The organism is Streptomyces sp. NPDC050535 (assembly GCF_044457665.1).
GTDB lineage: Bacteria > Actinomycetota > Actinomycetes > Streptomycetales > Streptomycetaceae > Streptomyces.
In genome coordinates, this window is the sequence record NZ_JBITHE010000002.1 from 412,264 (window position 1) to 436,037 (window position 23,774).

General features: G+C 71.6%; 18 protein-coding genes. 7 read left to right on the plus strand and 11 right to left on the minus strand.

The genetic code is table 11. The annotated features are described in order from the left end of the window. Positions 1–75: 75 nt before the first annotated feature. Entirely contained in the window at positions 76–1,011 is a 936-nt protein-coding gene (gene hemC / locus ACIBLC_RS06805; RefSeq protein ID WP_399209646.1) for a hydroxymethylbilane synthase, read from the plus strand. Positions 1,012–1,020: 9 nt separating this feature from the next. On the opposite strand, the gene aroA is transcribed toward hemC, so the two are convergent. Together aroA and ACIBLC_RS06815 are read right to left on the minus strand one after the other, a co-directional pair. After that, on the minus strand, positions 1,021–2,250 hold the full coding sequence (gene aroA, locus ACIBLC_RS06810) for a 3-phosphoshikimate 1-carboxyvinyltransferase (protein WP_399209647.1): 1,230 nt from the start codon (positions 2,248–2,250) through the stop codon (positions 1,021–1,023). 4 nt (positions 2,251–2,254) lie between these two features. Continuing rightward, on the minus strand, positions 2,255–3,172 hold the full coding sequence (locus ACIBLC_RS06815; RefSeq protein WP_399209649.1) for an EamA family transporter: 918 nt from the start codon (positions 3,170–3,172) through the stop codon (positions 2,255–2,257). A gap of 111 nt (positions 3,173–3,283) precedes the next feature. Between ACIBLC_RS06815 and ACIBLC_RS06820 the strand changes: the two genes are divergently transcribed. From ACIBLC_RS06820 to ACIBLC_RS06830, 3 genes are all read left to right on the plus strand, one after another. Next, positions 3,284–4,201: a LysR family transcriptional regulator gene (locus tag ACIBLC_RS06820; protein ID WP_399209650.1), complete on the plus strand. Its 918-nt coding sequence runs from the start codon at positions 3,284–3,286 to the stop codon at positions 4,199–4,201. Between the two features lie 459 nt (positions 4,202–4,660). Continuing rightward, the gene (locus ACIBLC_RS06825) at positions 4,661–6,484 is read left to right on the plus strand and encodes a glycoside hydrolase family 3 protein (RefSeq protein ID WP_399209651.1); all 1,824 of its coding nucleotides are present in this window, start codon (positions 4,661–4,663) and stop codon (positions 6,482–6,484) included. 164 nt (positions 6,485–6,648) lie between these two features. Further along, the gene (locus tag ACIBLC_RS06830; RefSeq protein ID WP_399209652.1) at positions 6,649–7,302 is read left to right on the plus strand and encodes a hypothetical protein; all 654 of its coding nucleotides are present in this window, start codon (positions 6,649–6,651) and stop codon (positions 7,300–7,302) included. A gap of 42 nt (positions 7,303–7,344) precedes the next feature. Here the strand turns inward: ACIBLC_RS06830 and ACIBLC_RS06835 are convergent, their stop codons facing one another. From ACIBLC_RS06835 to ACIBLC_RS06865, 7 genes are all read right to left on the minus strand, one after another. After that, complete coding sequence (locus ACIBLC_RS06835; RefSeq protein ID WP_399209653.1) at positions 7,345–8,787, minus strand: S28 family serine protease; 1,443 nt, start codon at positions 8,785–8,787, stop codon at positions 7,345–7,347. 121 nt (positions 8,788–8,908) lie between these two features. Next, complete coding sequence (locus ACIBLC_RS06840; protein WP_399209654.1) at positions 8,909–9,298, minus strand: hypothetical protein; 390 nt, start codon at positions 9,296–9,298, stop codon at positions 8,909–8,911. Positions 9,299–9,395: 97 nt separating this feature from the next. Continuing rightward, a complete protein-coding gene (locus tag ACIBLC_RS06845; RefSeq protein WP_399209655.1) occupies positions 9,396–13,121 on the minus strand; it encodes an ABC transporter ATP-binding protein in 3,726 nt (1,241 codons plus the stop codon). A gap of 84 nt (positions 13,122–13,205) precedes the next feature. Beyond that, on the minus strand, positions 13,206–14,246 hold the full coding sequence (locus tag ACIBLC_RS06850) for an esterase-like activity of phytase family protein (protein WP_399209657.1): 1,041 nt from the start codon (positions 14,244–14,246) through the stop codon (positions 13,206–13,208). Between the two features lie 153 nt (positions 14,247–14,399). Then, positions 14,400–14,801, minus strand: a complete 402-nt coding sequence (locus tag ACIBLC_RS06855; RefSeq protein ID WP_399209658.1) for a hypothetical protein — start codon at positions 14,799–14,801, stop codon at positions 14,400–14,402. A gap of 124 nt (positions 14,802–14,925) precedes the next feature. Continuing rightward, the gene (locus ACIBLC_RS06860; protein ID WP_399209660.1) at positions 14,926–15,927 is read right to left on the minus strand and encodes an ArsR/SmtB family transcription factor; all 1,002 of its coding nucleotides are present in this window, start codon (positions 15,925–15,927) and stop codon (positions 14,926–14,928) included. 171 nt (positions 15,928–16,098) lie between these two features. Then, entirely contained in the window at positions 16,099–16,959 is an 861-nt protein-coding gene (locus ACIBLC_RS06865; RefSeq protein WP_399209661.1) for a serine hydrolase, read from the minus strand. Between the two features lie 203 nt (positions 16,960–17,162). Between ACIBLC_RS06865 and ACIBLC_RS06870 the strand changes: the two genes are divergently transcribed. From ACIBLC_RS06870 to ACIBLC_RS06880, 3 genes are all read left to right on the plus strand, one after another. Beyond that, positions 17,163–19,472 (plus strand): ArnT family glycosyltransferase, encoded by a 2,310-nt coding sequence (locus ACIBLC_RS06870; RefSeq protein ID WP_399209662.1) that lies wholly within the window; start codon positions 17,163–17,165, stop codon positions 19,470–19,472. A gap of 238 nt (positions 19,473–19,710) precedes the next feature. After that, positions 19,711–20,514: an endonuclease I family protein gene (locus ACIBLC_RS06875; RefSeq protein WP_399209664.1), complete on the plus strand. Its 804-nt coding sequence runs from the start codon at positions 19,711–19,713 to the stop codon at positions 20,512–20,514. 80 nt (positions 20,515–20,594) lie between these two features. Continuing rightward, positions 20,595–21,017, plus strand: coding sequence for an ATP-binding protein (locus ACIBLC_RS06880; RefSeq protein ID WP_399209666.1), 423 nt, complete (start codon positions 20,595–20,597; stop codon positions 21,015–21,017). A gap of 44 nt (positions 21,018–21,061) precedes the next feature. On the opposite strand, the gene ACIBLC_RS06885 is transcribed toward ACIBLC_RS06880, so the two are convergent. Next, positions 21,062–22,747 carry a thiamine pyrophosphate-binding protein gene (locus ACIBLC_RS06885; RefSeq protein WP_399209667.1) on the minus strand — a complete coding sequence of 562 codons (1,686 nt, stop codon included), beginning with the start codon at positions 22,745–22,747 and terminating at the stop codon, positions 21,062–21,064. After that, positions 22,744–23,754, minus strand: a complete 1,011-nt coding sequence (gene speB, locus ACIBLC_RS06890) for an agmatinase (protein WP_399209669.1) — start codon at positions 23,752–23,754, stop codon at positions 22,744–22,746. The genes ACIBLC_RS06885 and speB overlap by 4 nt, the downstream gene beginning before the upstream one ends. Positions 23,755–23,774: the final 20 nt, after the last annotated feature.

Consider the following 23,774-nt stretch of genomic DNA (forward strand, 5'->3'; position numbering starts at 1 on the left):
TCACCGGCGCCCGCGTCCATACCGGGTCCGGAGGGTGGACCTCGGCATCCCCGTCGGGCCGCTATCGTGAACGTCATGTCCGTTCCGGAGCCCCTCCGCATCGTCTCCCGCGACTCGCCCATGGCGCTGGCCCAAGTGGAGCGTGTCCGCGCCGAGTTGGCCGTACTGCACCCCGGCATCCGCACCACGGTCGTCCCTGTGAAGACGACCGGGGACAAGTGGATGGGGGATCTGGCCAAGGTCGAGGGGAAGGGGGCGTTCACCAAGGAGGTGGACGCCGCGCTGGTGGCCGGTGAGGCGGATCTCGCGGTGCACTGCGTCAAGGACATCCCGGCGGACCGGCCGCTGCCGGCCGGGACGATGTTCGCCGCGTTCCTCGCGCGGGACGACATCCGGGACGCGCTGATCCACCCGGTCGGGCTCACCCTCGACGAACTGCCGCCCGGCACGCGGATCGGCACCTCCTCCGTACGCCGTGTCGCGCAGCTCGCGGCCTCGCATCCGGACCTGGAATGCGTACCGTTCCGGGGGAACGCCAACCGGCGCCTGGAGAAGCTGGCCGCCGGTGAGGCCGACGCCCTGCTCCTCGCGGCCTCCGGGCTCGAACGCATCGGGCGGACGGACGTGATCACCGAGATCCTGTCGCCGGAGACGCTGATGCCGCCGATCGGCGCGGGCATCCTCGCCCTCCAGTGCCGCGAGGGCGACACGGCCGTCATCGAGACCGTCAGCGGCCTCGGCGACCCGGCCACGCACCGCGAGGCCACCGCCGAACGCATGTTCCTGCACGTCCTCCAGGGGCACTGCAACTCACCGATCGCCGGTTACGCGAGGTCCGAGCGCGGCGGCGAACTGTCGCTGCGGGCCTGCGTGTTCACCCCGGACGGCAAGACCGTGCTGAACGCCCACGAGTGGGCGGGCCGCCTCGACCCGGCGACCCTCGGCACCTCCGTCGCCGTCGCCCTGCTGCGCCAGGGTGCCCGCGAACTCATCGACGGCACCCCCCACTGACCACCCGGCTCAGACCTCGGCCCAGGCCGCGAACGCCTCGTGAAACCCCGGAAACGTCTTCCGTACGCAGCCGGGGTCGTCGAACGAGACGCCGGGCACCCGGAGTCCGGTTACCGCGAAGGACATGACGACGCGGTGGTCGCCGTACGTCGTGACCGGGGCCGTCGCGACCGGCGTACCGGGGTGGATCTCGATCCAGTCCTGGCCCGTCTCCACCCGGATCCCCAGCCGCCGGAGGTTCTCCGCGCAGGCCTCCAGGCGGTCGCACTCCTTAACCCGAGTGTTCGCGACGTCCTCGATACGGACCGGTCCTGAGGCGAAGGGGGCGATCGCGGCGAGGGTGGGCATGGTGTCGGAGATGTCGCGCATGTTGACGGTGAGGCCGCGCAGGTCGCCGGTCCCGGTGACCGTCGTACCGTCGGATCCGACCCTCACCCGCGCGCCCATCCGGCGCAGCACGTCGACGAAGCCCAGGTCGCCCTGGAGCGCGCCCTCCCCCAGGCCCGGCACGGTCACCTCGCGGCCGGTGACCGCCGCCGCCGCGAAGAAGTAGCTCGCGGTGGAGGCGTCGGGTTCGACTGCGTACGTGGTGGCGCGGTAGCCGCCGGGTGCGATCTCGAAGACGTCGCCGTCCCGTCGTACGTCCGCCCCGAAGGCCCGCATCATCGCGAGAGTGATCTCGACGTACGGCGCCGAGACCAGTTCCGTGACCCTGATCCGCAGTCCCTTGCGGGTCAGCGGGCCCAGCAGCAGGAGGGCCGTCAGGTACTGGGAGGACTGGCCCGCGTCGAGGACCACGTCGCCGCCCTCGACGCCGGCCGCCGCGATCCGCAAAGGGTGGTGGCCCTCCGCCTCCTCGTGCCGGAGGTCGACCCCGAGGTCGCGGAGGGCGTTCGTCAGGGGGGCCAGCGGGCGGCGGCGCATCTGCGGGGAGGCGTCGAAGCGGTAGGTGCCGTGGCCCGCGGCGGCCAGCGTCGGCAGGAAACGGGCGGTGGTCGCGCCGTCCCTGCAGTACACGTCCGCCTCGGTGGCCGCGGGTCCCTGCGGGCGGCCGTCGACGTGCCAGGTGTCCGGGGTCCGGCCGACGCGGTAACCGAGCCGGGTCAGGCCCTCCGCGAAGCCCTCGGTGTCGTCCGAACGCAGCGGGCGGGTCAGGGTGGTGACCCCGTCCGCCGCCGCGGCCAGGAACAGCGCGCGAGCGGTGATGGACTTGGAACCGGGGATGTCGACTACGGCCATGGGGTCATGCTGGCTCCTTGGTCTGCGGCCGTGCGGGACCGTCCGCCAGATGGACCTTCGCGCGGTGGCGCACGGGCGCCGGCGAGGTCAGCCCCACGCCGCCCACCAGCAGCGCCGCCGCACCCCAGCGCAGCGGGCTGACCGACTCGCCGAGGAAGAGCGCCGCGGACGACATCCCGAAGACCGGGACCAGGAGCGAGAACGGGGCCACCGTCGACGCGGGATGGCGGTGCAGCAGCCAGCCCCACGCGCCGAAGCCGAAGACCGTCGTGATCCAGGCGACGTAGACCACGACGCCCGCGCCCTGCCAGTCCAGGGCGCGCAGCGCGGCGAGGTCGCGGGAGGGGCCCTCGGTGAGGAGCGAGAGGCAGAGGAGCGGCAGTACGGGAACGGTGCTGACCCACACCATGAAGTTCAGCGCGTCCGGCGGGGAGGCCTTGCGGGTGAGGACGTTGGACACGCCCCAGCAGGCCGCGGCGACGACGACCAGGGCGAAGGCGCCGACGGGTCCGGCCGCGCCCTCGTCCACCGCTGCCAGGGCCACCCCGCACAGGGCCACCGCCATGCCCAACAGCCGTATGCCGGTGAGGCGTTCGCCGAGGAAGGCGATGGCGATCAGGGCCGTGAACACCGCCTGGATCTGGAGGACGAGGGAGGACAGGCCGGCCGGCATGCCCGCGTCCATACCGATGAAGAGCAGCCCGAACTTCGCGACGCCGAGCACCAGGCCGACCGCCACGATCCACTTCCACGCCACCTTCGGGCGGCCCACGAAGAACACCGCGGGCAGGGCGGCCACCAGGAAGCGGAGGGCCGAGAAGAGGAGGGGCGGGAAGTGGTCGAGGCCGACCTCGATGACCGTGAAGTTCACGCCCCAGACGGCGGCGACGAGGACGGCGAGGGCGATGCGGGTGGGTCGCATGGATCAAGCATCGGGCCGCACATCGTGTAGCACCAGCACGGATTCCTGCATGGTTGGATGTAGCGATGCTTACGTGATGTGGGTACGTCACCATCGCCTTCGGGAGGCCCCGTGCTCGATCTCCAACGGCTGCGCGCCCTGCACGCCGTCGCCGTCCACGGCACCGTCGGCGCCGCCGCGGCCTCGCTCGGGTACACGCCCTCCGCCGTGTCCCAGCAGATCGCGAAGCTCGAACGGGAGACCAGGACCGTACTCCTGGAACGGCAGGGCCGGGGTGTGCGGCTCACCGAGCAGGCCGAGCGACTCGCCGCCACCGCGCGGGAGTTGCTGGCGATCGTGGAGCGCGCCGAGACCGAGCTGGAGGAGCGGCGGGGGCTGCCGGCCGGGCGGCTGGGGGTGGCGGCGTTCGCGTCGGCGGCGCGGGGGCTGCTGCCGGGCGTGCTCGCGGATCTCGCGCGGCGGCATCCCGCGCTGGACACCCGGCTGACCGAGGTCGATCCGCACCTCTCCGTCGACCTCGTCGCCAAGGGCGCGGTGGACATGGCGGTCGCGCACGACTGGGACATCGCGCCGCTGCCCGCCCCCGACGGGGTGGAGCAGGCGGTGATCGGGGACGACCTGTGCGACCTGCTGGTGCCGGCCGGGCATCCGTTCGCCGGGCGGGCGGCCGTGCGGCGGGAGGATCTCCAGGGTGAGCGGTGGATCTGCCAGCCGCCGGGGCGGGTGTGTCACGACTGGCTCGTGCGAACGTTGCGGGCGGCGGGGTGCGAGCCGGAGATCGTCCACCAGGCGGACGAGAACCCGACGTTGGTCGCACTGGTCGCGGCGGGGTTGGGGGTGGCGCTCATTCCCCGGCTGGGGCGGGGGGTCCTGCCGGACGGGGTGGTCGAGGTGCCGCTCGCTCCCATGCCGGTGCGGCGGTTGTACGCGGTGTGGCGTACGGGGGCGGCTCGGCGGCCCGCTATCGCGGAGATGGTGCGGACCTTGCAGGGGCATTGGCCGTTGGTTTCCGAGCACGGGGTGCGGTGACGGCCCTGCTTGCCGGGGGCCCGGCGTTGACGCCGGAGGCTGGGGCGTTTTCCGGGTGCCCGGCGTTGCGCTGGGGTCGGGTGGGTCGCGGAGCCCGGCGCTGGCTGGGTGCCGCTCTTTTGGGACGGGCGCCGCCCCTAGCGGCACGCATGCCCACAGCGAGGACGGTGGGGTTGGTTCGCAGGGAACCCGTTGCCCCCGCGGTTCGTCCAAGCCTCGTGCTGTCGGGTGAGTCTCCGTGGTGCGGTGTCGGCCTCGCTGCTGGCTGCGAAAGCTGACTTTCCCTCTCCTCCGCCCTCGGCCGGCAGCATGCCGTCACCGGCGTGCCCCCCTCCAACAGCGCCGGTGACGGCCCCAGCGCGGCCCGCCGCGCGTTGATGTGCGCACCCTTGACTGGAAGAAACTTCCCGGATATTCGTGACTCCTCGGAAGTTTCCTTCATCAGGGAAGGAGCGCCACGTGCGCGACTCCAGTACGGGAAGCACGGCACGACCGTCCAGACGTACCGTTCTCGCCGCCACGGCGGGCGTCACCACCGCCCTCGCCGCCGGCACCAGCGCGTACGCCGACTCGCACGACGACAAGAGACTCCGCGGGCTCATCTCCCGTATGACGCTGGAGGAGAAGGTCGGACAGCTCTTCGTGATGCGGGTGTACGGGCACTCGGCGACCGCGCCCGACCAGGCCGACATCGATGCCAACCTCAAGGAGATCGGCGTCAGGACGGCCGCGGAGCTGATCGCCAAGTACCGCGTCGGCGGGATCATCTACTTCGCCTGGGCGCACAACACCCGTGATCCGCACCAGATCGCGGCTCTCTCGAACGGGATCCAGCGGGCCTCCCTGGACCAGCCCCGCGGGCTGCCGGTGCTCATCTCCACCGACCAGGAGCACGGGATAGTGGCACGGGTTGGCAAGCCCGCGACGCTGCTCCCGGGCGCGATGGCGCTGGGCGCGGGCAGGTCACGGGACGACGCCCGCACGGCGGGCCGGATCTCCGGCACCGAACTGCACGCGCTCGGCATCCGCCAGGACTACGCCCCGGTCGCCGACGTGAACGTCAACCCGGCCAACCCGGTGATCGGCGTACGTTCCCTCGGCGCCGACCCGGACGCGGTGGCGGGGCTGGTCGCCGCGCAGGTGAAGGGGTACCAGGGCGCCGGAGTCGCGGCCACGGCGAAGCACTTCCCGGGCCACGGGGACACCGCCGTGGACAGCCACTACGGCTTCCCGGTCATCACGCACAGCCGTGAGCTGTGGGAGACCCTGGACGCCACGCCGTTCCGGGCGGCCATCCGCGCCGGCATCGACTCGATCATGACCGCGCACATCATGGTCCCGGCCCTCGACGACTCCGGCGACCCGGCCACCCTCTCGCCGACGATCCTCACCGGCATCCTGCGCGGCGAACTGGGCTACGACGGCCTTGTCGTGACCGACTCGCTCGGTATGGAGGGCGTCCGCACGAAGTACGGCGACGACCGCGTCCCCGTGCTGGCCCTCAAGGCCGGTGTCGACCAGCTCCTCAACCCGCCCTCCATCGACACCGCCTGGAACGCCGTACTCAAGGCCGTGCAGGGCGGCGAGCTGACCGAGGCGCGCCTGGACGAGTCGATCCTGCGCGTCCTGCGTCTCAAGTCGAAGCTGGGACTGCTCAGGGACCCGTACGTCAGCAACGCCGGAGTGGACCGCGCCGTCGGCACGGCCGGGCATCTCAGGGCCGCCGACCGGATCGCCGAGCGCACCACGACCCTGCTGGTCAACGAGGAGGGCCTGCTGCCGCTCTCCCGGCGCCGCTCACCCAGGGTGCTGGTGGTGGGCGCCGACCCGGCCTCCCCGTCAGGCAGCGACGGGCCGCCCACCACCGTCCTGGCCGGCGCACTCACCGAGCTGGGTTTCTCGGCGACGGCGCTGTCCACCGGCACCGCGCCCTCGGCGGCGACGATCGCCCGCGCGGTCACGGCGGCCGGCGACGCGGACGCGGTGGTCGTCGGGACGTACAACGTGTCGGCGACCAGTTCGCAGAAGACCCTGGTCGCGCAACTCCTCGCCACCGGCGTCCCGGTGATCGCGGTCGCCATCCGCAACCCGTACGACGTGGCCCAACTCCCGGACGTTCCGGCCTTCCTGGCGGCGTACTCCTGGACCGACGTCGAACTGCGCGCGGCGGCCCGGGTGATCGCGGGCCGCGCGGAGCCGCGGGGCGAGCTGCCGGTGCCGGTGCAGCGGGCGGACGATCCGGCGCGGGTGCTGTACCCGGTCGGGTACGGGTTGAGGTACTAGTCGGACAGGGGATGTCGCACGGGGCGGGCCATCCGACGTATGACGCGTACGCAGCACACCCGGCGCACCGCCCCCAAGTGACGCAAAGCCCCCCGTACGCCTGGCGTGGCCCGCTGTCGCGGGTCACGCTGGGCGGAGGTGTCGGGGGGATTGCCATGCGAGCCATGCGGATTGCACGTTCCGTGCTGGGAACATTGCCGGCGGGTGCGCTGGCGTGCGCGCTGGCGGTGCCGGTACTCACCGGCTGTGACGCGTTGTCGACCTCGTCCGGGCGCGCCGAGCCCTCGGCGTCCGGTTCTTCCGGGGTCACGGCGCCGATGCGGCCCACGGGCTACGGCGCGGTGTTCCTCGGCGTCGACGAGTGCAGTTCCTTCGGGACGACCAGTTTCACCGAGGTGCGATGCACCAGCGAACGGGCGGCCGCGCGGGTCGTCGCCCGCTACGACGGCAAGGTCGCGGACGGCCCCGCCTGCCCCGCGCACACGGACTTCGTCCTGCACATCAGCGAGACGCGGCCCGCCTCCGACGAGGACGGCGACGGCGCGGTCCCGCAGGGCTACGCCTGTATGCGCAAGCTGGAACCCCCGCACCCGGGCGACCCGGGCGGCGGCGGAGGCCCCCGTACCGTCGTCGGTGACTGCGTCTACAGCTCCGGCAGCGGCCAGGTCCGCGAGACCGCGTGCGACGGCAAGGGCGAGAAGGCACCGGAGTACAGGGTGACGTCGGCGGTCGGGAGCCGCGCGCAGTGCCCGGCCGCCACCGACCTGTACGTCCAGCTCGGCGGCACCGAGCCGGTGGGCTGCGCCCGCCCGGTGTAGTGCTTTGCGGGCACTGGTCAACGGGCGGGCACAGCACAGGAGTTACGGCCGCAACGCGGGCTCGCGCTCCACGTCGCGCTGGTCCAGCTTCGCGTCGAACTTCGCGAGCGGCCTGGCCGCCGACGGGTCCGCCTGGACGGTCGCCGAGGCGACGCCCGCCCACTTCAGGATGCGGGCCGTGGCGAGGGCCTTCTCGTCGGCGACGAGCCCCGCGACGTTCGCGCCGTGGTTGAGGCCGGGCGCCGTGAAGACGTAGCTGTCGTGGGCGCCCCTGCCGAGGCGGAAGCGCTCGGCACCCCACGGGTCGTTCTGGCCGTAGACGTACAGCATGTGGTCGGCGTTGTTCCTGACCCACGCGTCCACGTCACGCATCGCCGACGGCTGGAACCTCATGGAGATGTTCCGCGGCACGAAGTTCCGCGGCGGCTGGTAGCCGTAGCGGATCAGGCGCTTCTCGATGTGCGGGAACTTGATGGTGGGCGCGCCCAGCTGGGTGCCCGCCTGGTAGAAGTACGGCGTGTACGGCTCCAGGCCCTGGTCCGTGTAGAAGGAGAAGCCGGAGATCGTGTCGATGGAGGTCCAGATCTCCTCGTCCGTGGCGTTCACCGCGTCGGCCGGGATCGAGTCGCAGTCGGCCAGCAGGCTGTACTGCCAGAAGCCCCACACGTAGTCGAGGACGACCGCCTCGTACGCCTTGTCGAGGCTGCCGACCGTGGTGAAGGTGAACCCGTTCTCGGCGGCGTACGCCGCGTACACCTTCTCCAGCGGCTCACGGCGCACCAGCGCCTCGCGCTGCACGGCGTTCAGCCGGGCGCGGCACTCCTTGGTGCCGACGGTGGCGAAGAAGCGGTCGTAGGCCGAGTCCTCGTTGTTCACCACGTCGTTGGGGGCGACGTACGCGACGACGCCGTCCATGTCGCGCGGGTAGAAGCGCTCGTAGTACGTGGCGGTCATGCCGCCCTTCGAGCCGCCCGTGGAGATCCACTTCTTGTCGTAGATCCGCTTGAGGGCCTTGAAGATACGGTGCTGGTCGCTCGCCGCCTGCCAGATGTCGAGCTTGGACCAGTCGGCCGGCTCGGGCCGGGACGGAGTGAAGAAGCGGTACTCCATCGAGACCTGGTTGCCGTCCACGATCTGGGTCGGCTCGCGGCGGCCGGGGGTCGTGGAGACGTTGTAGCCGCCGGTGTAGAAGACCGTCGGGCGCGAGGTGTCCTTGTGCAGCAAGGTGACGCGCTGCTGGAACGTGCCCTTGGACGGGTGCCGGTGGTCGACCGGCTGGGTGTAGTTGAGGACGAAGAAGCGGTAGCCGGTGTACGGCTTCTCCTGGACCAGACTCATCCCGGGTATCGCGAGCAGTCGGTCCAGTATGTCCGCACTTGCCGTACTGGTGGTGGCCTCCGGCTGGGCGGCGGTGGCCGCCCCGGCCGTGCTCAACGTGCCGATGAGCACTGTGAGCGCCAGCAGCCATCTGAGCGCCTTGCGCATGCACCCTCCCCTGGAGTTACGCAGATGTCCGCCGGAACCTAGCGGAGCAACTCGCGTGACACCAGGGGTGATTGGGCGAACCCTGTGGGTATGCGATGAATCGGCGGAGAATCCGGGCCGGTCAGCAGAGAATCCAGCCGGAGTTCACCGCTCCCCGGCCGACGGAACCCTTGACCAGCACGCAGCGCCGCCCGGCGTGCACCTTCGCCGGGCCCGCGTGGTGCGAGAACACTCCCTTGTCGACGGCCGGCCGGCTGCCGCGCGCCTGCACGCTGACGGACATCTGCTTCCGGGCCCCCTGCCTCTTCGGAAAGGTCACCGCGCAGATGTAGCCGCCGCTCTTGTAGACACGGACGGTCCCGGTCGAGAAGGGCAGCTTGCGGACCTCGCGCCCCGCGCAGTACGACGCGGCGGCCTCCGCGGCGCCCGGGCTCACCAGCGCCAGCAGCCCGGCCGTGCTCAGCACGGCCAGACCGAGCGCCGCCCGTCGGCGAATCGCCCCACTGTCCACAGTCGCCCCTCCCATACCGGGTCATGTGCGTACTGGTGTACGGACGCACGAGACGGGTCGAATGGTTGCGCGGTGGTCACCCGGGGGCACGAAGAGGTCAGGCCGGGTGCCCGACGGGCTCGGACTCCCCCGGCTCGGCCGCGCCGACGAACGTCCGCCACAGCGCGGCGTACCGGCCGTCCAGGGCGAGCAGCTCCTCGTGGGTGCCGTCCTCGGCGACCCGTCCGTGGTCCATCAGCACGACCCGGTCCGCGCGGGCTGCCGTCGTCAGGCGGTGCGCGACGACCAGGGTCGTACGGCGGCCCGCGATCCGGTCGGTGGCCTGGTTGACCAGCGCCTCCGTCGCCAGGTCCAGGGCGGCGGTGGCCTCGTCGAGAAGCAGGACGTCGGGGTCGACGAGTTCGGCGCGGGCCAGCGCGATCAGCTGGCGCTGCCCGGCGGACAGGTTGCGGCCGCGCTCGGCGACCTCGTGGAGGTAGCCGCCCTCCAGCGTGGCGATCATGTCGTGCGCGCCGACCGCGCGGGCGGCGGCCTCCACCTGGGCGTCGGTCGCGTCGGGCCGGCCGTAGGCGATGGCGTCCCGGACGGTCCCCTGGAAGAGGTAGGCCTCCTGCGGGACGACGCCGAGCCGGTGCCGGTAGGAGGTCAGCTCCAGTGACCTCAGGTCCGTGCCGTCGACGGTCACCCGCCCGCCGGTCGGGTCGTAGAAGCGCGCGACCAGCTTCACCAGCGTCGACTTGCCCGCGCCGGTCTCACCGACGAAGGCGACGGTCTGCCCGGCGGGGATGGTCAACGACACCTGACTCAGGGCCTCTTCGTCGTCCCCGTAGGCGAAGTCGACGTCCTCGAAGGCGATGTCACCCCGCAGGGAACGCACCTCCAGCGGCTTGACCGCCGCCTTCGTCGAGGTCGGTTCCTGGAGCAGCTCCTGGATCCTGCCCAGCGACACGGTCGCCTGCTGGTAGCCGTCGAAGACCTGCGAGAGCTGCTGCACGGGCGCGAAGAACAGGTCGATGTAGAGGAGGTAGGCCACCAGCGCGCCGGTGGTGAGCGTCCCGGCGTCGACGCGGTGCGCGCCCACGACGAGCACGGCCGCCCCTGCCACCGACGACAGCAGCTGTACGAAGGGGAAGTACACGGAGATCAGCCACTGCCCGCGCCTGCGCGCCTGCCGGTAGCTGTCGCTGCCCTCCGTGAACCGCCGCACGCCCGAGCCCTCGCGGCGGAACGCCTGGAGGATCCGCAGCCCGGAGACCGACTCCTGGAGGTCGGCGTTGACCGACGAGACGCGCTCGCGGGCGAGTTCGTACGCCTTCACGCTCGCCCGGCGGAAGAAGAACGTGCCGACGAGCAGCACCGGAAGGGTCACGAAGACGACCAGCGCGAGCTGTACGTCGATCACCAGGAGCGCGACCAGGATGCCGAAGAAGGTGACGACGGAGACGAAGGCGGTGACGAGCCCGGTCTGCAGGAACGTGGACAGCGCGTCCACGTCCGTCGTCATCCGGGTCATGATCCGCCCGGTCAACTCCCGCTCGTAGTAGTCGAGTCCGAGGCGCTGGAGCTGCGCGAAGATCTTCAGGCGGAGCGAGTACAGGACCCGCTCGCCGGTCCGGCCGGTCATCCGCGCCTCGCCGATCTGCGCCGCCCACTGGGCGAGCACGGTGACCAGCGCAAGACCGGCCGCCACCCAGACCGCGCCGAGCGCGACCTCGGAGACACCCTGGTCGATGCCGTGCCGGATCAGCACCGGCAGCAGCAGGCTCATACCGGCGTCGACGGCGACGAGCCCGAGGCTGATCAGCAGGGGCGCCCCGAAGCCGCGCAGCAGCCGCCGCAGTCCGTACGACTCCTCCGGCGTGACCGCCCGCGCCTCGTCGATGCCGGGGGTGTCGGTGGCCGGCGGCAACGCCTCGACCTGGGTGAGGAGTTCGGGGGTGGCGGGCATCCCGGCGAGCGCGGTGTCCTTGGGCTCGCGGTCGCCGGTCCACAGCCGCGGGGTGACCCCGCGCTCGGCGTCGAACTCGGCGTCCAGCTCGTCCCGTACGGAGGTGTCCTCCCGCGGCACGGCGGGCAGGGCGTGTCCCGGGGAGACGCCGCCCAGCTCGTCCGGGTCCGTCAGCAGCCGCCGGTACAGCGGGGAGCGCGCCTGGAGTTCGTCGTGCGTGCCGATGTCCGCGAGGCGCCCGTCGTCGAGGACGGCGATGCGGTCGGCGAGGTTGAGGGTGGAGCGGCGGTGCGCGATGAGGAGGGTGGTGCGGCCCGCCATGACCTGGCCGAGGGCCTCGTGGATCTCGTGTTCCACCCGGGCGTCCACGGCGGAGGTGGCGTCGTCGAGGACCAGCAGGCGGGGGTCGGTGAGGATGGCGCGGGCGAGGGCGACGCGCTGGCGCTGGCCGCCGGAGAGCGTGAGGCCGTGCTCGCCGACCTTGGTGTCGTAGCCGTGCGGCAGTTCGGTGATGAACCGGTCCGCCTGGGCGGCGCGGGAGGCGTTCTCGATCTCCTCGTCGGTGGCGTCCGGGCGGCCGTAGGCGATGTTGGCGCGGACGGTGTCGGAGAAGAGGAAGGAGTCCTCGGGCACGAGCCCGATCGCGGCCCGCAGCGACTCGGCCGTCAGCTCGCGCACATCGTGGCCGCCGACGAGAACGGCGCCGTGCGTCACGTCGTAGAACCGCGGGAGCAGCAGCGAGACGGTCGACTTGCCGGAGCCGGAGGAGCCGACGACGGCGAGGGTCTCGCCGGGCCGGATCTCGAAGCTCAGCCCGTCGAGAACCGGCCGTCCCTCCTCGTATCCGAAGGACACGTCGTCGAACTCGACGGTCGCGGGCGCGTCGGCCGGCAGGGTCTTCGTGCCGTCCTTGATCGACGGCTCGGTGTCGATGAGTTCGAGCACCCGCTCGGCACCGGCGCGGGCCTGCTGTCCGACGGTCAGCACCACGGCGAGCATGCGCACGGGCCCGACGAGCTGCGAGAGGTAGGAGGAGAACGCGACGAACGTGCCCAGCGTGACCTGCCCGCGCACCGCGAGCCAGCCGCCGAGCGCGAGCATCGCGACCTGGCCGAGGGCGGGAACGGCCTGGAGGGCCGGGGTGTACTTGGCGTTCAGCCGGATCGTCCGCAGCCGCCCGGCGAAGAGCCGGCGCCCGACCTCCCGGAGCTTCCCGGTCTCCTGCTCCTCCTGCCCGAAGCCCTTCACCACGCGTACGCCGCTCACCGCGCCGTCGACCACACCCGCGACGGCGGCGGCCTGGGCCTGCGCGTACCAGGTGGCGGGGTGCAGCCTGGAGCGGCTGCGTCGGGCGACGACCCAGAGGGCGGGGGCGACGGCGAGCGCGACGAGGGTGAGCGGGAGGGACAGCCAGGCCATGATCCCGAGCGAGATCAGGAAGAGGAGCACGTTCCCGATGGTCATCGGGAGCATGAAGAGCAGGCCCTGGATGAGCTGGAGGTCGCTGGTGGCGCGGCCGACGACCTGCCCGGTGGACAGCTCGTCCTGGCGGCGGCCGTCGAGCCGGGTGATCGTCGCGTACATCTCGGTACGCAGGTCGTGCTGGACGTCGAGGGCGAGCCGGCCGCCGTAGTAGCGGCGGATGTAGGTGAGGACGTACACGACGACGGCGGCGGCGATCAGCGCGCCCGCCCAGGGGGCCATGTCCCTGGTGTGGTTCCCGACAACGTCGTCGATGATCACCTTGGTGACCAGCGGGACGAGCGCCAGCACGGCCATGCCGGCCAGCGAGGACCCGAGCGCGAGCACGACCTCCTTCGGGTGCCGCCACGCGTACCCGGCGAGTCGCCGTGCCCATCCCCCTTGCGCTGCCACGCGGGTGCCTTCCGTAGATCTCAGTCGTCCGGAAGGCACCAACGCCCAGCGAAGCGGATTTCATCCCTCCGCAACAATCGGGCCCTACGGCAGGCGGACCCGCAGGGAGTAGAAACGGGTGATCTGGGCCGCGTTCTGGTTGTCGTCACTGACCAGGAGGAGGCTCAGCCGGCTCTTGGTGCCGCCGGTGACCGTCAGGCCCTCGATGTTGTCGAGGAGCGGGTTGGGCTGCGGCTGCTTGGCCGTGGCACCCAGTGACGGGCAGTTCACCAGGTCCGCGAGAAGGGTCTTCTTGACCAGCCGTACGCCGTCCTGGCCGGTCAGCGCCGCGACGTCACCGGTGTCGGTGGCGCGCCGCGGGTCCGCCAGGTAGAGGCGGACGGTGTTGCCGACCCCCGCGGTGAAGCCGCGCTCCAGGACGAGCAGGCGGCCGTCGGGGGTGGCGGTGGCCTCGGAGACGCCGAGACCGGTGTCGGTGCGGTAGCCGTACTGGTCACCGAGGCGGAAGGACCTGTGGGAGGTCTTCCGGTCCCAGGTCTGGAAGCGGACGATGCCGGTGGTGTCGCCGCTGATGCTGTTCTCCATCGCGGCGAGGAGGGTGTGGCCGCCCGGGAGCAGGGTCAGGCCCTCGAAGGTCTGGTTCGTGGTGGCGCGGCCCGCGGGGGCGACCTTGAGCGCGTCCGGCACGGGCAGGCGGTCCAGGATCTTGCCGTCGCGGGAGTAGCGGCGTACGGAGGGCTCGGTCTCGGAGGAGACCAGGCGCGTGCCGTCCCTGTCGACGACCAGGCCCTCGGAGTCGAGCGCGGCGCCGTTCTCGTCGGCGAGCGGGACGACGCCGGTGGGCCGAAGGGTCTTCGCGTCGAGGGTGAAGAGCGCGGACCGGTCGGAGACCGCGGCTATCCGCCCCTCGCGGTCCACGGCGAGCGCGGAGAAGTTGCCGACGAAGGTTCCCTCGTACGTCGTCTTGTCGAGCGCGTCGGAGAAGCTGTCGATGGAGACGGCGGGCGAGCAGGCGTCGGCCGGGGCGGCAAGGGCCCGGGCGGCGGTGGCGGGCCCGGCGGCGGTCAGGGTGGCGGCCGCCGCCAGGCCGGCGGTGACAGTGGCGAGTACGGTTCGCAGGCGCATGGCGACACGGTAGGCAGTGGCTGGTTCTGCGCGGGCGAACTGATCGTGAATTCCGGGGAGCGCGTACTCGGGTGACCTCCGGTGCACCCGGGAGGCTCGGGCACAGCCGAGCCCTGGCAGGCCGTCACACGGCTCGCCAGGGCTCATTGACGGTCAGGGCCGGTTGTAACGCTCGCACTTGAGCGGGCTCGCGGTCGCATCGTCGACGCAGACGATGACATACGCGGCCCCACCGGGCACATTCGCGGGGATTGTGGTCACGATCGGATATGTCGTGTCGCACTGGGTGCTGGTGCTCCTGGCGTCGAGCTGGTTGCCGGAGGCATCGTACGTACCGAACCACGCCCTTCGGCAGCCGACGGCACGGAGGGTTCCATCGGCCCCGACCGACCGGTTGAACCAAGTCAGGGTGCCGCGGGCGTAGCTGGCCCCGTAGGTGACGTCGAAAGCCGTGGTCGGGTAGGCGGCGGTCTGCGCGCCGGCGGCGGGCGCGCCCAGCAAGGTGCCCGCGGTCAGCACGACGGAACCGAGGGCGGCGGCGAGATGAGTCTTCATGCGGTCTCCAGGATGGGATGAGCGGGTTGCGGCTCCACATCCTGGGCAGGTCGGCCACCCGCGGCCCACCTCTTAAGTCACGGCTTAAAGGGGGCCGGGACGGCAGGCGCGGCGCCCTCGGGCCTCACGGTTCCGTCGGGGCACCGGTCCGCAGCAGGGCCAGCCCGAGGGGGGTGATGAGGTGCAGCACGGACCCGCCTCGGCGGCTGGTGGTGATGAGGTCCGTGTTCCGCAGCACGGTCGCGTGCTGACTGGCCGCCGCGGCCGTGACGTTGAGGCGGCGGGCCAGTTCGCTCGTCGTGCAGCCTTCTGCCGTCACATGCAGGGCGGCAGCTCGCGTGCGGCCGAGCAGGGACTCCAGGTTCCGCACGGCGGACCCGTCCGCTTCCGCCGGTACGGTACCGGTCAGCGGCCGGCGGAGAGCCGGCACGGTCAGTCTGGGTGGCTGGGCGGTGTCGAGCGGGTCCCACAGAAGGCTCACCGCGGGCTTCGAGAAGACCGTGGGCGTGATGACCAGTCCCCTTCCCTGGAGACGCACCTCGACTCGGCGCGGGTAGGGGGCTTCGAGCACCGGCGGACGCCAGCGGACCAGTGGTGCGCAGATCGAACGCAGCAGCAGGTCGACGCCTCCCTCCAACACCAGGTTCGCGCAACGGGTGGACAGCGCGACCAGTCCGGACCGCCCGCGGTTCCAGTAGGGCTCCACGGTCAGCCGATGGCAGGCGCGCACGGCCTCGGCGAGCTCCCGCCGCGCGTCACGGTCGCCCTCGGACACCCGTCTGGCCCACGGCAGGTGTCCGGAGTGGAAGTCGAGACCCTCGAACTCGCGTCGCAGCCGCGACACCGGGGCGTGCAGCAGGTTGTCCACGGCGTGGTCCAGAGAGGGCACATCGCCCATCAGGGCCAGCAGATCGAGCCCGGGACCGCGCACCGGAACCAGGGACGTCAGGGGGCGCGTGTCGGCTCCCATCCGGCCCGCGACCGCTGAGCGCCACGTGCGGAAGAGAGGAAGCTCCCGGCTCTCTCTCAGCAGCTCCAGGCTGTAGTAGACCTCCGCCGCGACGCCGATCGTCGCGGCCACCCGTGTCCGGGCGAGGTCCTCCGCCGTGAAGTGGATGCGTAACACCGACCGGCCTCCTGCCACCGAGGTAGAGCGCGTGAGCGCACCCCCAGCATGCCCCAACCCGCCGCACCCGATCCGGTGTTCAGGCGCGGGCCGCGCCCGCTTGCCGGCTGCGCACGCGCGCCCGTGAACCGCGTTGTCAAACGCCTCGATCGAATGACAGAGGGCAGCAGGTCAGCTTGCCGCCAGGTCCTTGTGGATGACCTTGGCGACCGCCTGGATGGTGTTGACGCCGTACTGCATGGTGCTGTTGCCGTGGGTGAGCACCGTGATCGTGTAGTCGTGGCCGCCGCCCTTGAAGGTGCCGACGCTGTGCACCCGCCAGCCGAGCGTGGCCCGCGACAGCCAGCCGTTCTTGACGTGCACGGCGACTCCGGACGGCGCCCCCGACGGCGTACCCCAGCGCTGCGAGGAGATGACCTGGCCCATCAGCTTGAGGATGTACGCGCGGGCGTTGTCGCTCAGCACCGAGTTCTTCGCGGTGGCGAGCGCGAGGAGCTTCTGCTCGTCGCGCACGGTGATCCGGGTCAGGCCCCAGTGTCCGTCCGCGTCCAGCTTCGTCTGAGTCATCCCGGCGGCCGTCAGAAAGCCCTTGATCTTCGTCGTGCCGAGCTGCCTCCACAACGTGGTGGTCGCGGCGTTGTCCGACTTGGTGATCATGGCCTTGGTGAGGTCGGCCTCGCGCTGCGTGAGGTATCGATTCGTCTTCTTGGCGTCCCAGAGCAGCGTGGCGAGGACGGTGACCTTGACGACGCTGGCCGAGTCGTACGCGGTGGATGATCTGAGCGAGCAGGTCGTCTTCGTGCTGCGGTCGTAGAGGCCGACCGCGACCGTGCCCGTACGGTTCGCGAGCGCCGCGGTGATGTCCCTCTTGAGCTTCGTGGCCAGGCCCGCCTTCGCCGACGTACAGCTGACCGCCGGTGCCGCGGCCGCGGCGGGCGGCACGGCGGCCACGAACGGTATGAGCATTCCGGCGCCGATACCGGCGCCGATCACACGGGTACGCCTGGATATGCCGGATGTCCGGTGAGTCATGGACGCTTCCCATCCCCTCGGCCGATACGAGCGCGCCCCCTGCACGCTCGCCCCTTTGACTCAGCCGCGCGCGCGAATGGTTGTACGGAACAGGAACATGTTGGGGAACCGTTGCCGGACCCTGACCCTCCGCTGCCGGGATCCACAGGTGCCACCCAGGTACACCACAGCCCGCGCCCACCAGCCCGCCGCACGATGCCCTGGTGACATCTGCCACCGACCCACACCCCCACGTCCCCGTGGCCCCCGACTCGCCCGCTCCCACGCCGCCCGCACCACCCGGGCCGCCGGAGAAGGCGCCGCGCTGGTCACTCCCCGCACTGATCGCGATCATGCTGCTGGCCGGGATCCTGTACTCCTGGAACCTCTCCTCGTCGGGCCTCAACAGCTTCTACAGCGCCGCCGTGCTGAGCGGCACGCAGAGCTGGAAGGCCTGGTTCTTCGGCTCGCTGGACGCGGGCAACTTCATGACCGTGGACAAGCCGCCCTTCGTCCTGATGGTGATGGGCCTGTCCTGCCGCGTCCTCGGATACGGCACCTGGCAGATGATGGCGCCGCTGATCGCGTCCGCGCTCGGCACCATCTGGATCCTGCACTCCTCCGTGAAGCGGGTCTTCGGACACGCGGCGGCCACCGTGGCCGCGCTGGTCCTCGCGCTGACCCCCATCACGGTGGCCATCAACCGGGACAACAACCCCGACACGCTGCTCGTGCTGCTGATGGTGGCGGGCGCGGCGCTGGGCCTGCGCGCGACGCGGGACGGCAGGCTGCTGCCGCTCATCGGCTCGGCGGTGTGCTTCGGGCTCGCGTTCAACACGAAGATGCTCCAGGGCTACATCGCGCTGCCCGCCGTCTTCGCCGTGTACCTGTACGCGTCCCGGCTCGGCCTCGTGAAGCGGCTCGTGAACCTGCTGCTCGCGGCCGTGGCCCTGGCGGTCGCCAGCTTCTGGTGGCCCGCCGCCGTGTCGCTGGTGCCCGCCTCGGAGCGGCCGTACATCGGCGGCTCGACGGACGGCACCGCCTGGAACCTGATCATGGGTTACAACGGCCTCGGCCGGGTCTTCGGCGGCGACGGCAACGGCGGAGGCGGCGGTGAGGGCGGCGGCGGCTTCTCCGGGACCGCCGGTATCGGCCGGATGTTCAACGACATCCTGGGCGGCCAGATCTCGTGGCTGCTGCCCTTCGCGGGCATCGCGCTGGCCGGCGGCCTGGTGCTGTGCGGGCGCGCCCCGCGCACCGACCCGACGCGTGCCGCGCTGGTGCTGTGGGGCGGCTGGACCGCGCTCCACTTCCTCACCTTCAGCATGGCCGAGGGCACGATGCACCCCTACTACACGACCGCCCTCGCGCCCGGCATCGCGGCGCTCTGCGGAGGCGGCGGTGTCATGCTGCTGCGCGCCTTCCGGGCGGACAGGCGGTGGGCGTGGGTGCTGCCTCTCGGCCTGGCGGTCACCGGCATCTGGGCCGTCGTGCTGCTGCGCCGGGCCTCCGGCTGGAACACCTGGCTGTGGCCGGCGATCGCGGTGGTCATGGCGCTGGCGATCGCCGGTCTGCTGGTCTTCCGCTCCGGTAACCGGGCACGACTGCTGGCGGCCTCCGTGGCCGCGGCGATCGTGGCCTCGGTCGCCGGGCCCGCCGCGTTCGCCGCGGCGGTGCCCGCGGGCACGGCCGGCGGTATGGGCGGTACCAATCCGACGGCCGGGCCCTCGACGGGCGGCGGCTTCGGCGGGGGCGGCGGAGGCGGCGGCCGGATGGGCGGCGGCGCCATGGCCGGGGGCGAACTGCCCGGCGGCGGGCAGAACGGCCAGGCGGGTCAGGGCGGCCAGTCCGGTCAGGCCGGTGGCACCGGTACGCCGCCGAGCGGCATGCCCAGCGGCGCCCCGGGCGGAACCGCGCCCGGCGGTCAGCAGGGCGGCGGCACGGGTACGCCTCCGAACGGCGCCGGCGGGACCGGCGAGGCGGGCGGCACCGCTGGCCGGCCGCCCAGCGGCGGCTTCGGCGGCGGTGGCGGTACGGGCGGCGGTATGGGCGGTGGCGGTATGGGCGGTGAGACCAGCAGCGAGCTGATCAGCTACCTGAAGAAGAACCAGGACGGCGCCGAGTGGCTGCTCGCGGTGTCCAGTTCACAGACCGCCGCGTCGCTGATTCTCAGCAGCGGGGAGCCGGTCATCTCCATGTGGGGCTGGTCCGGCACCGACAAGGCGATGACGCTCACCAGGCTCAAAGAGCTGGTGAAGAACGGCGAGCTGCACTACATCCAGCTCGGCGGCGGCGGTGGCGGGATGGGCGGCGGTTCGACCGTCAGTTCCGAGGTCACGGCGTGGGTGGAGAAGAACGCCACGGCGGTGAAGGAGAGCGAGTACGGCGGCACGGCCACGTCGTCCTCCGGCTCCGGGGCCGGCTCCGAAACCGGCTCGGAAACGGGCTCCGGAACAGATTCCGGATCCGGGACCGACACCGCGACCCAGAGCACCCAGTCGCTGTACCGGCTCGACCCGTCGGACGTCAACTAGGGGAAACCCTGCGCCAGTTGGGGTAAACCCTCGATCAAAGCAGCCCCTGACCGTTTTCACGGTCAGGGGTTGCTCTCTATTCCATATCGTCACACAAAAGCCTCTCATTGGTTACACCGCCGACCCCCAGGGCATGCCACGCTCCCGGTTATCAAAAAAGTCAACACGCGTAGATCGAGGCCTCGTTGAACCGGGCGCAGCGATCTTCGGCGTGTCGATCCCGGGAAAGGGCACCCCCATGTCCGTTGCGCAGATAGGCAGATGGAAGGCGCTTGCGGTGGCCACGTCCGCCGTGCTCGTCGGCCTCACCCTCCCCGCCGTGACCGCGACCCCCGCGGCGGCCACGACAACCGCGTACGACAGCACGTACTACAAGAACGCGATCGGCAAGACCGGCACGAGCCTGAAGTCCTCGCTGCACACGATCATCAGCAGCCAGACCAAGATCTCGTACTCAGCGGTCTGGAACGCGCTGAAGGTCACCGACCAGGACCCGAACAACAGCAGCAACGTGATCCTGCTGTACAGCGGGGTCTCGCGCAGCAAGACCCTCAACGGCGGCGACGTCGGCGACTGGAACCGCGAGCACACGTGGGCCAAGTCGCACGGCGACTTCGGCGAGGCGACCGGTCCCGGCACCGACCTGCACCACCTACGTCCCGCGGACGTCCAGGTCAACAGCATCCGCGGCAACCTGGACTTCGACAACGGCGGCAGCGCCGTCACCAACGGCGGCGGCAGCACTGTCGACTCGGACTCTTTCGCGCCTCGCGCGGCGGACCGGGGCGACGTGGCCCGCATGATCCTCTACATGGCCGTGCGCTACGAGGGCGACGACGGCTGGGCCGACCTCGAACCCAACGAGAAGGTCGGCAACGGCAGCAACCCGTACATCGGCAAGTTGTCCGTTCTCAAGGCGTGGAACGAGGCGGACCCGCCCAGCGCCTTCGAGGAGAAGCGCAACCAGGCCATCTACGACACCTACCAGCACAACCGCAACCCGTTCATCGACCACCCCGAGTGGGTCGAGGCGATCTGGTAGTCACGGTCCGACCGGTTGAACTCCTCGTATCCAGCGGGGAGTTCAACCTCCGTAACCTGCCCGGTCAGGAGGGGACCCCCATGCCCGAAGCCGCCGCCAACAGCACCGTCACCGACGCCAGCTGGCAGCTCCCCCGCACCCCGCGCAGCGCTCCACACGCCCGACAACTGCTCCGCGCCCAGCTCAGCCACTGGCAGATCGACGGCGAAGTGGCCGAAGCGGCCGAGCTGTTGCTCTCGGAGCTGATCACCAACTCCCTCAGGCACGCCTGTGCCCCGCCCGGTCACGAGATCGGTCTGCGGCTGGCGACGTACGAAGGCCGGCTGCGTGTGGAGGTCGCCGACGCGGACGACCGGCGGCCCCTTCCCCGCCGGGCGGCCCCCGGCGACGAGGGCGGCCGGGGGCTCACCCTCATCCAGGCGCTGGCCGAACGCTGGGGCTTCTGCCCCCGCCTGCACGGCCCCGGGAAGGCGACCTGGGCGGAGCTGGCGCTGCCCCGGTGACCCCGGCTGCGCGAGGCGCGGCGGCCGGCCCGGGTGCGCCGGCGTCAGCCCAGGTGCGTCGGCGCGAACATCCGCAGTACCGCCGGGAGCAGCACCACCGAGGGTCCGGGCGTCGCCAGGGCCTTCGAGAGGTCCGCCTCCAGGGTCTCGGGAGTGGTGCGCACGCCCGGCACCCCGAAGGACTCCGCGAGGGCCACGTAGTCCGGGCGGGACAGCTCGGTCGCGGTGGACTGGCCGAAGGCGTCCGTCATGTACTCGCGGAGGATGCCGTAGCCGCCGTCGTCGACGATCAGCCAGGTGACGTTCAGGTCGTACTGCCTGGCCGTGGCCAGTTCGGCGATCGAATACAACGCGCCGCCGTCGCCGGAGACCGCAAGGACCGGGCTGGTCGGGTCGGCGGTCGCCGCGCCGAGGGCCGCGGGGAAGCCGTAGCCGAGGCCGCCCGCGCCCTGGGCGGAGTGCATGGTGTTCGTCCCGCGCGGGTCGAAGGCGGACCACGCCCAGTAGGCGAGGATCGTCATGTCCCAGAAGGACGGGGAACCGGCCGGCAGGGCCCGACGGACGGCTGCCAACACGTCCTGTTCCAGGGTGAGTTCCTGGGCCGCGATGCGCTCGCCGACCCGGGCGAGCACCGTGGCGACCCGCTCGGGCGCCGTGTCGTCCGCCCGGTCGGACACCGTCTCCAGCAGCGCCGACAGTGCCAGGCGGGCGTCCGCGTGGATGCCCAGCGCGGGGTGGTTCGACTCCAGTTTGCCGAGGTCCGCCTCGATCTGGACGACGCGGCCCCGGGGCTTGAACGTGTGGTAGTTCGAGGACAGTTCGCCCAGGCCGGAGCCCACGACGAGGAGGACGTCCGCGTCCTCCAGGAAGTCCGTGGTGTGGCGGTCCTCCAGCCAGGACTGGAGGGAGAGCGGGTGTTCCCAGGGGAAGGCGCCCTTGCCGCCGAAGGTGGTGACGACCGGGGCGTTCAGCTTCTCGGCGAGCCGGCGGAGCTTGCCGGACGCGTCCGCCCGTACGACACCGCCGCCCGCGATGATCGCGGGGCGCTCGGCACGGGAGAGCAGGTCGGCCGCCACAGCTGTCAGTTCGGGGCGCGGGACGACGTCCTCGGGAGTCGCGTCCATCGCCGTGACGACCGGCAGGGCGGTCTCGGCGAGGAGGACGTCCTGCGGGATCTCCACCCACACCGGGCCGTGCGGCACGGTCAGCGCCGACTCCCACGCCGCGGCGATCGCCGACGGGATCTGGGACTGGCTGCGGACCGTGTGGACGGACTTCACCACTCCCCTGAACGAGGCCTGCTGGTCGGGGAGTTCGTGCAGGTAGCCGTGGCGTCCGCCGCCGAGCCCGGCGGTCGGGACCTGGCTGCTGATGGCGAGGACCGGGGAGGACGCCGAGGCCGCCTCCTGGAGCGCGGCCAGCGAGGTGAGCGCGCCCGGACCGGTCGACAGCAGCAGCGGGGCCGCCTCGCCGGTGATCCGGCCGTAGGCGTCCGCCGCGAAGCCCGCGTTGTTCTCGACGCGCAGGCCGACGTACTGGAGGGACGAGCGGCGCAGGGCGTCGAACATGCCCAGGGCGTGTTGTCCCGGCAGGCCGAAGACGGTCGTCGCGCCGAGACCGGTGAGGGTCTCCACGACCAGGTCCCCGCCGTTGCGCCCGGCGGGCGGGTTCAGGGCGGCTGAGGTCTGGGCGGCCGTGGGGCGGAGCACCAGGTCGTGGTCGTGCGTCACTTCGCTTCGCCGTCCTTACGAGCCTGGGTGATCCGGTCGCCGTCCGTACGGGCCTGGGCGATCTGGCGGGACATGATCGTGGTGAGTTCGTACGCCGTGTGGGAGGCCGCCACCGCGGTGATCTCGGCGTGATCGTACGCGGGCGCGACCTCCACCACGTCCGCCGAGACCAGGTTGCAGGACGACAACCCGCGCAGGATCTCCAGGAGTTCGCGGGAGGTCATGCCGCCCGCCTCCGGCGTCCCGGTGCCGGGCGCGTGTGCCGGGTCGAGGCAGTCGATGTCGATGGAGATGTAGAGCGGCCGGCCGCCGATGCGCTGACGGAGCTGGTCGGCGACCTCGTCGGCGCCACGGCGGTAGATGTCCGCCGAGGTGACGATGCCGAAGCCCATCTTCTCGTCGTCGGTGAGGTCCTGCTTGCCGTACAGCGGGCCGCGGGTGCCGACGTGCGAGAGCGCCTCGGTGTCGAGGATGCCCTCCTCCACCGCCCGGCGGAACGGGGTGCCGTGCGTGTACTCGGCGCCGAAGTAGGTGTCCCAGGTGTCGAGGTGCGCGTCGAAGTGGAGCAGCGCGACGGGCCCGTGCTTCTTGGCCACGGACCTCAGGAGCGGCAGCGCGATGGTGTGGTCGCCGCCCAGCGTCATCAACCGGGCGCCGGTGCCGAGGAGTTCGTCGGCCGCCGCCTCGACGCTCTCCACGGCCTCGTTGATGTTGAACGGGTTCGCCGCGATGTCACCGGCGTCCGCGACCTGCGCGAGGGCGAAGGGCGAGGCGTCCTGGGCGGGGTTGTAGGGGCGCAGCAGCCGGGACGCCTCGCGGATCGCGTTGCCGCCGAAGCGGGCGCCCGGCCGGTAGGAGACGCCCGAGTCGAACGGCACCCCGACCACGGCGACGTCGGCGGTGCCGACCTCGTCGAGGCGCGGCAGCCGGGCGAAGGTCGCGGGCCCCGCGTACCGCGGAACGCGGGACGAGTCGACGGGGCCGCGGGGCGTCTCGTAACCGCTCATGATGAAATGCCTTCTTTCCT

Bases quoted from the DNA above. Each gene is read 5' to 3' on its own strand.
- hemC (WP_399209646.1), top strand. From the start codon at position 76: ATGTCCGTTCCGGAGCCCCTCCGCATCGTCTCCCGCGACTCGCCCATG.
- aroA (WP_399209647.1), bottom strand. From the start codon at position 2,250: ATGGCCGTAGTCGACATCCCCGGTTCCAAGTCCATCACCGCTCGCGCG.
- ACIBLC_RS06815 (WP_399209649.1), bottom strand. From the start codon at position 3,172: ATGCGACCCACCCGCATCGCCCTCGCCGTCCTCGTCGCCGCCGTCTGG.
- ACIBLC_RS06830 (WP_399209652.1), top strand. From the start codon at position 6,649: ATGCGGATTGCACGTTCCGTGCTGGGAACATTGCCGGCGGGTGCGCTG.
- ACIBLC_RS06835 (WP_399209653.1), bottom strand. From the start codon at position 8,787: ATGCGCAAGGCGCTCAGATGGCTGCTGGCGCTCACAGTGCTCATCGGC.
- ACIBLC_RS06850 (WP_399209657.1), bottom strand. From the start codon at position 14,246: ATGCGCCTGCGAACCGTACTCGCCACTGTCACCGCCGGCCTGGCGGCG.
- ACIBLC_RS06855 (WP_399209658.1), bottom strand. From the start codon at position 14,801: ATGAAGACTCATCTCGCCGCCGCCCTCGGTTCCGTCGTGCTGACCGCG.
- ACIBLC_RS06865 (WP_399209661.1), bottom strand. From the start codon at position 16,959: ATGACTCACCGGACATCCGGCATATCCAGGCGTACCCGTGTGATCGGC.
- ACIBLC_RS06875 (WP_399209664.1), top strand. From the start codon at position 19,711: ATGTCCGTTGCGCAGATAGGCAGATGGAAGGCGCTTGCGGTGGCCACG.
- ACIBLC_RS06880 (WP_399209666.1), top strand. From the start codon at position 20,595: ATGCCCGAAGCCGCCGCCAACAGCACCGTCACCGACGCCAGCTGGCAG.
- speB (WP_399209669.1), bottom strand. From the start codon at position 23,754: ATGAGCGGTTACGAGACGCCCCGCGGCCCCGTCGACTCGTCCCGCGTT.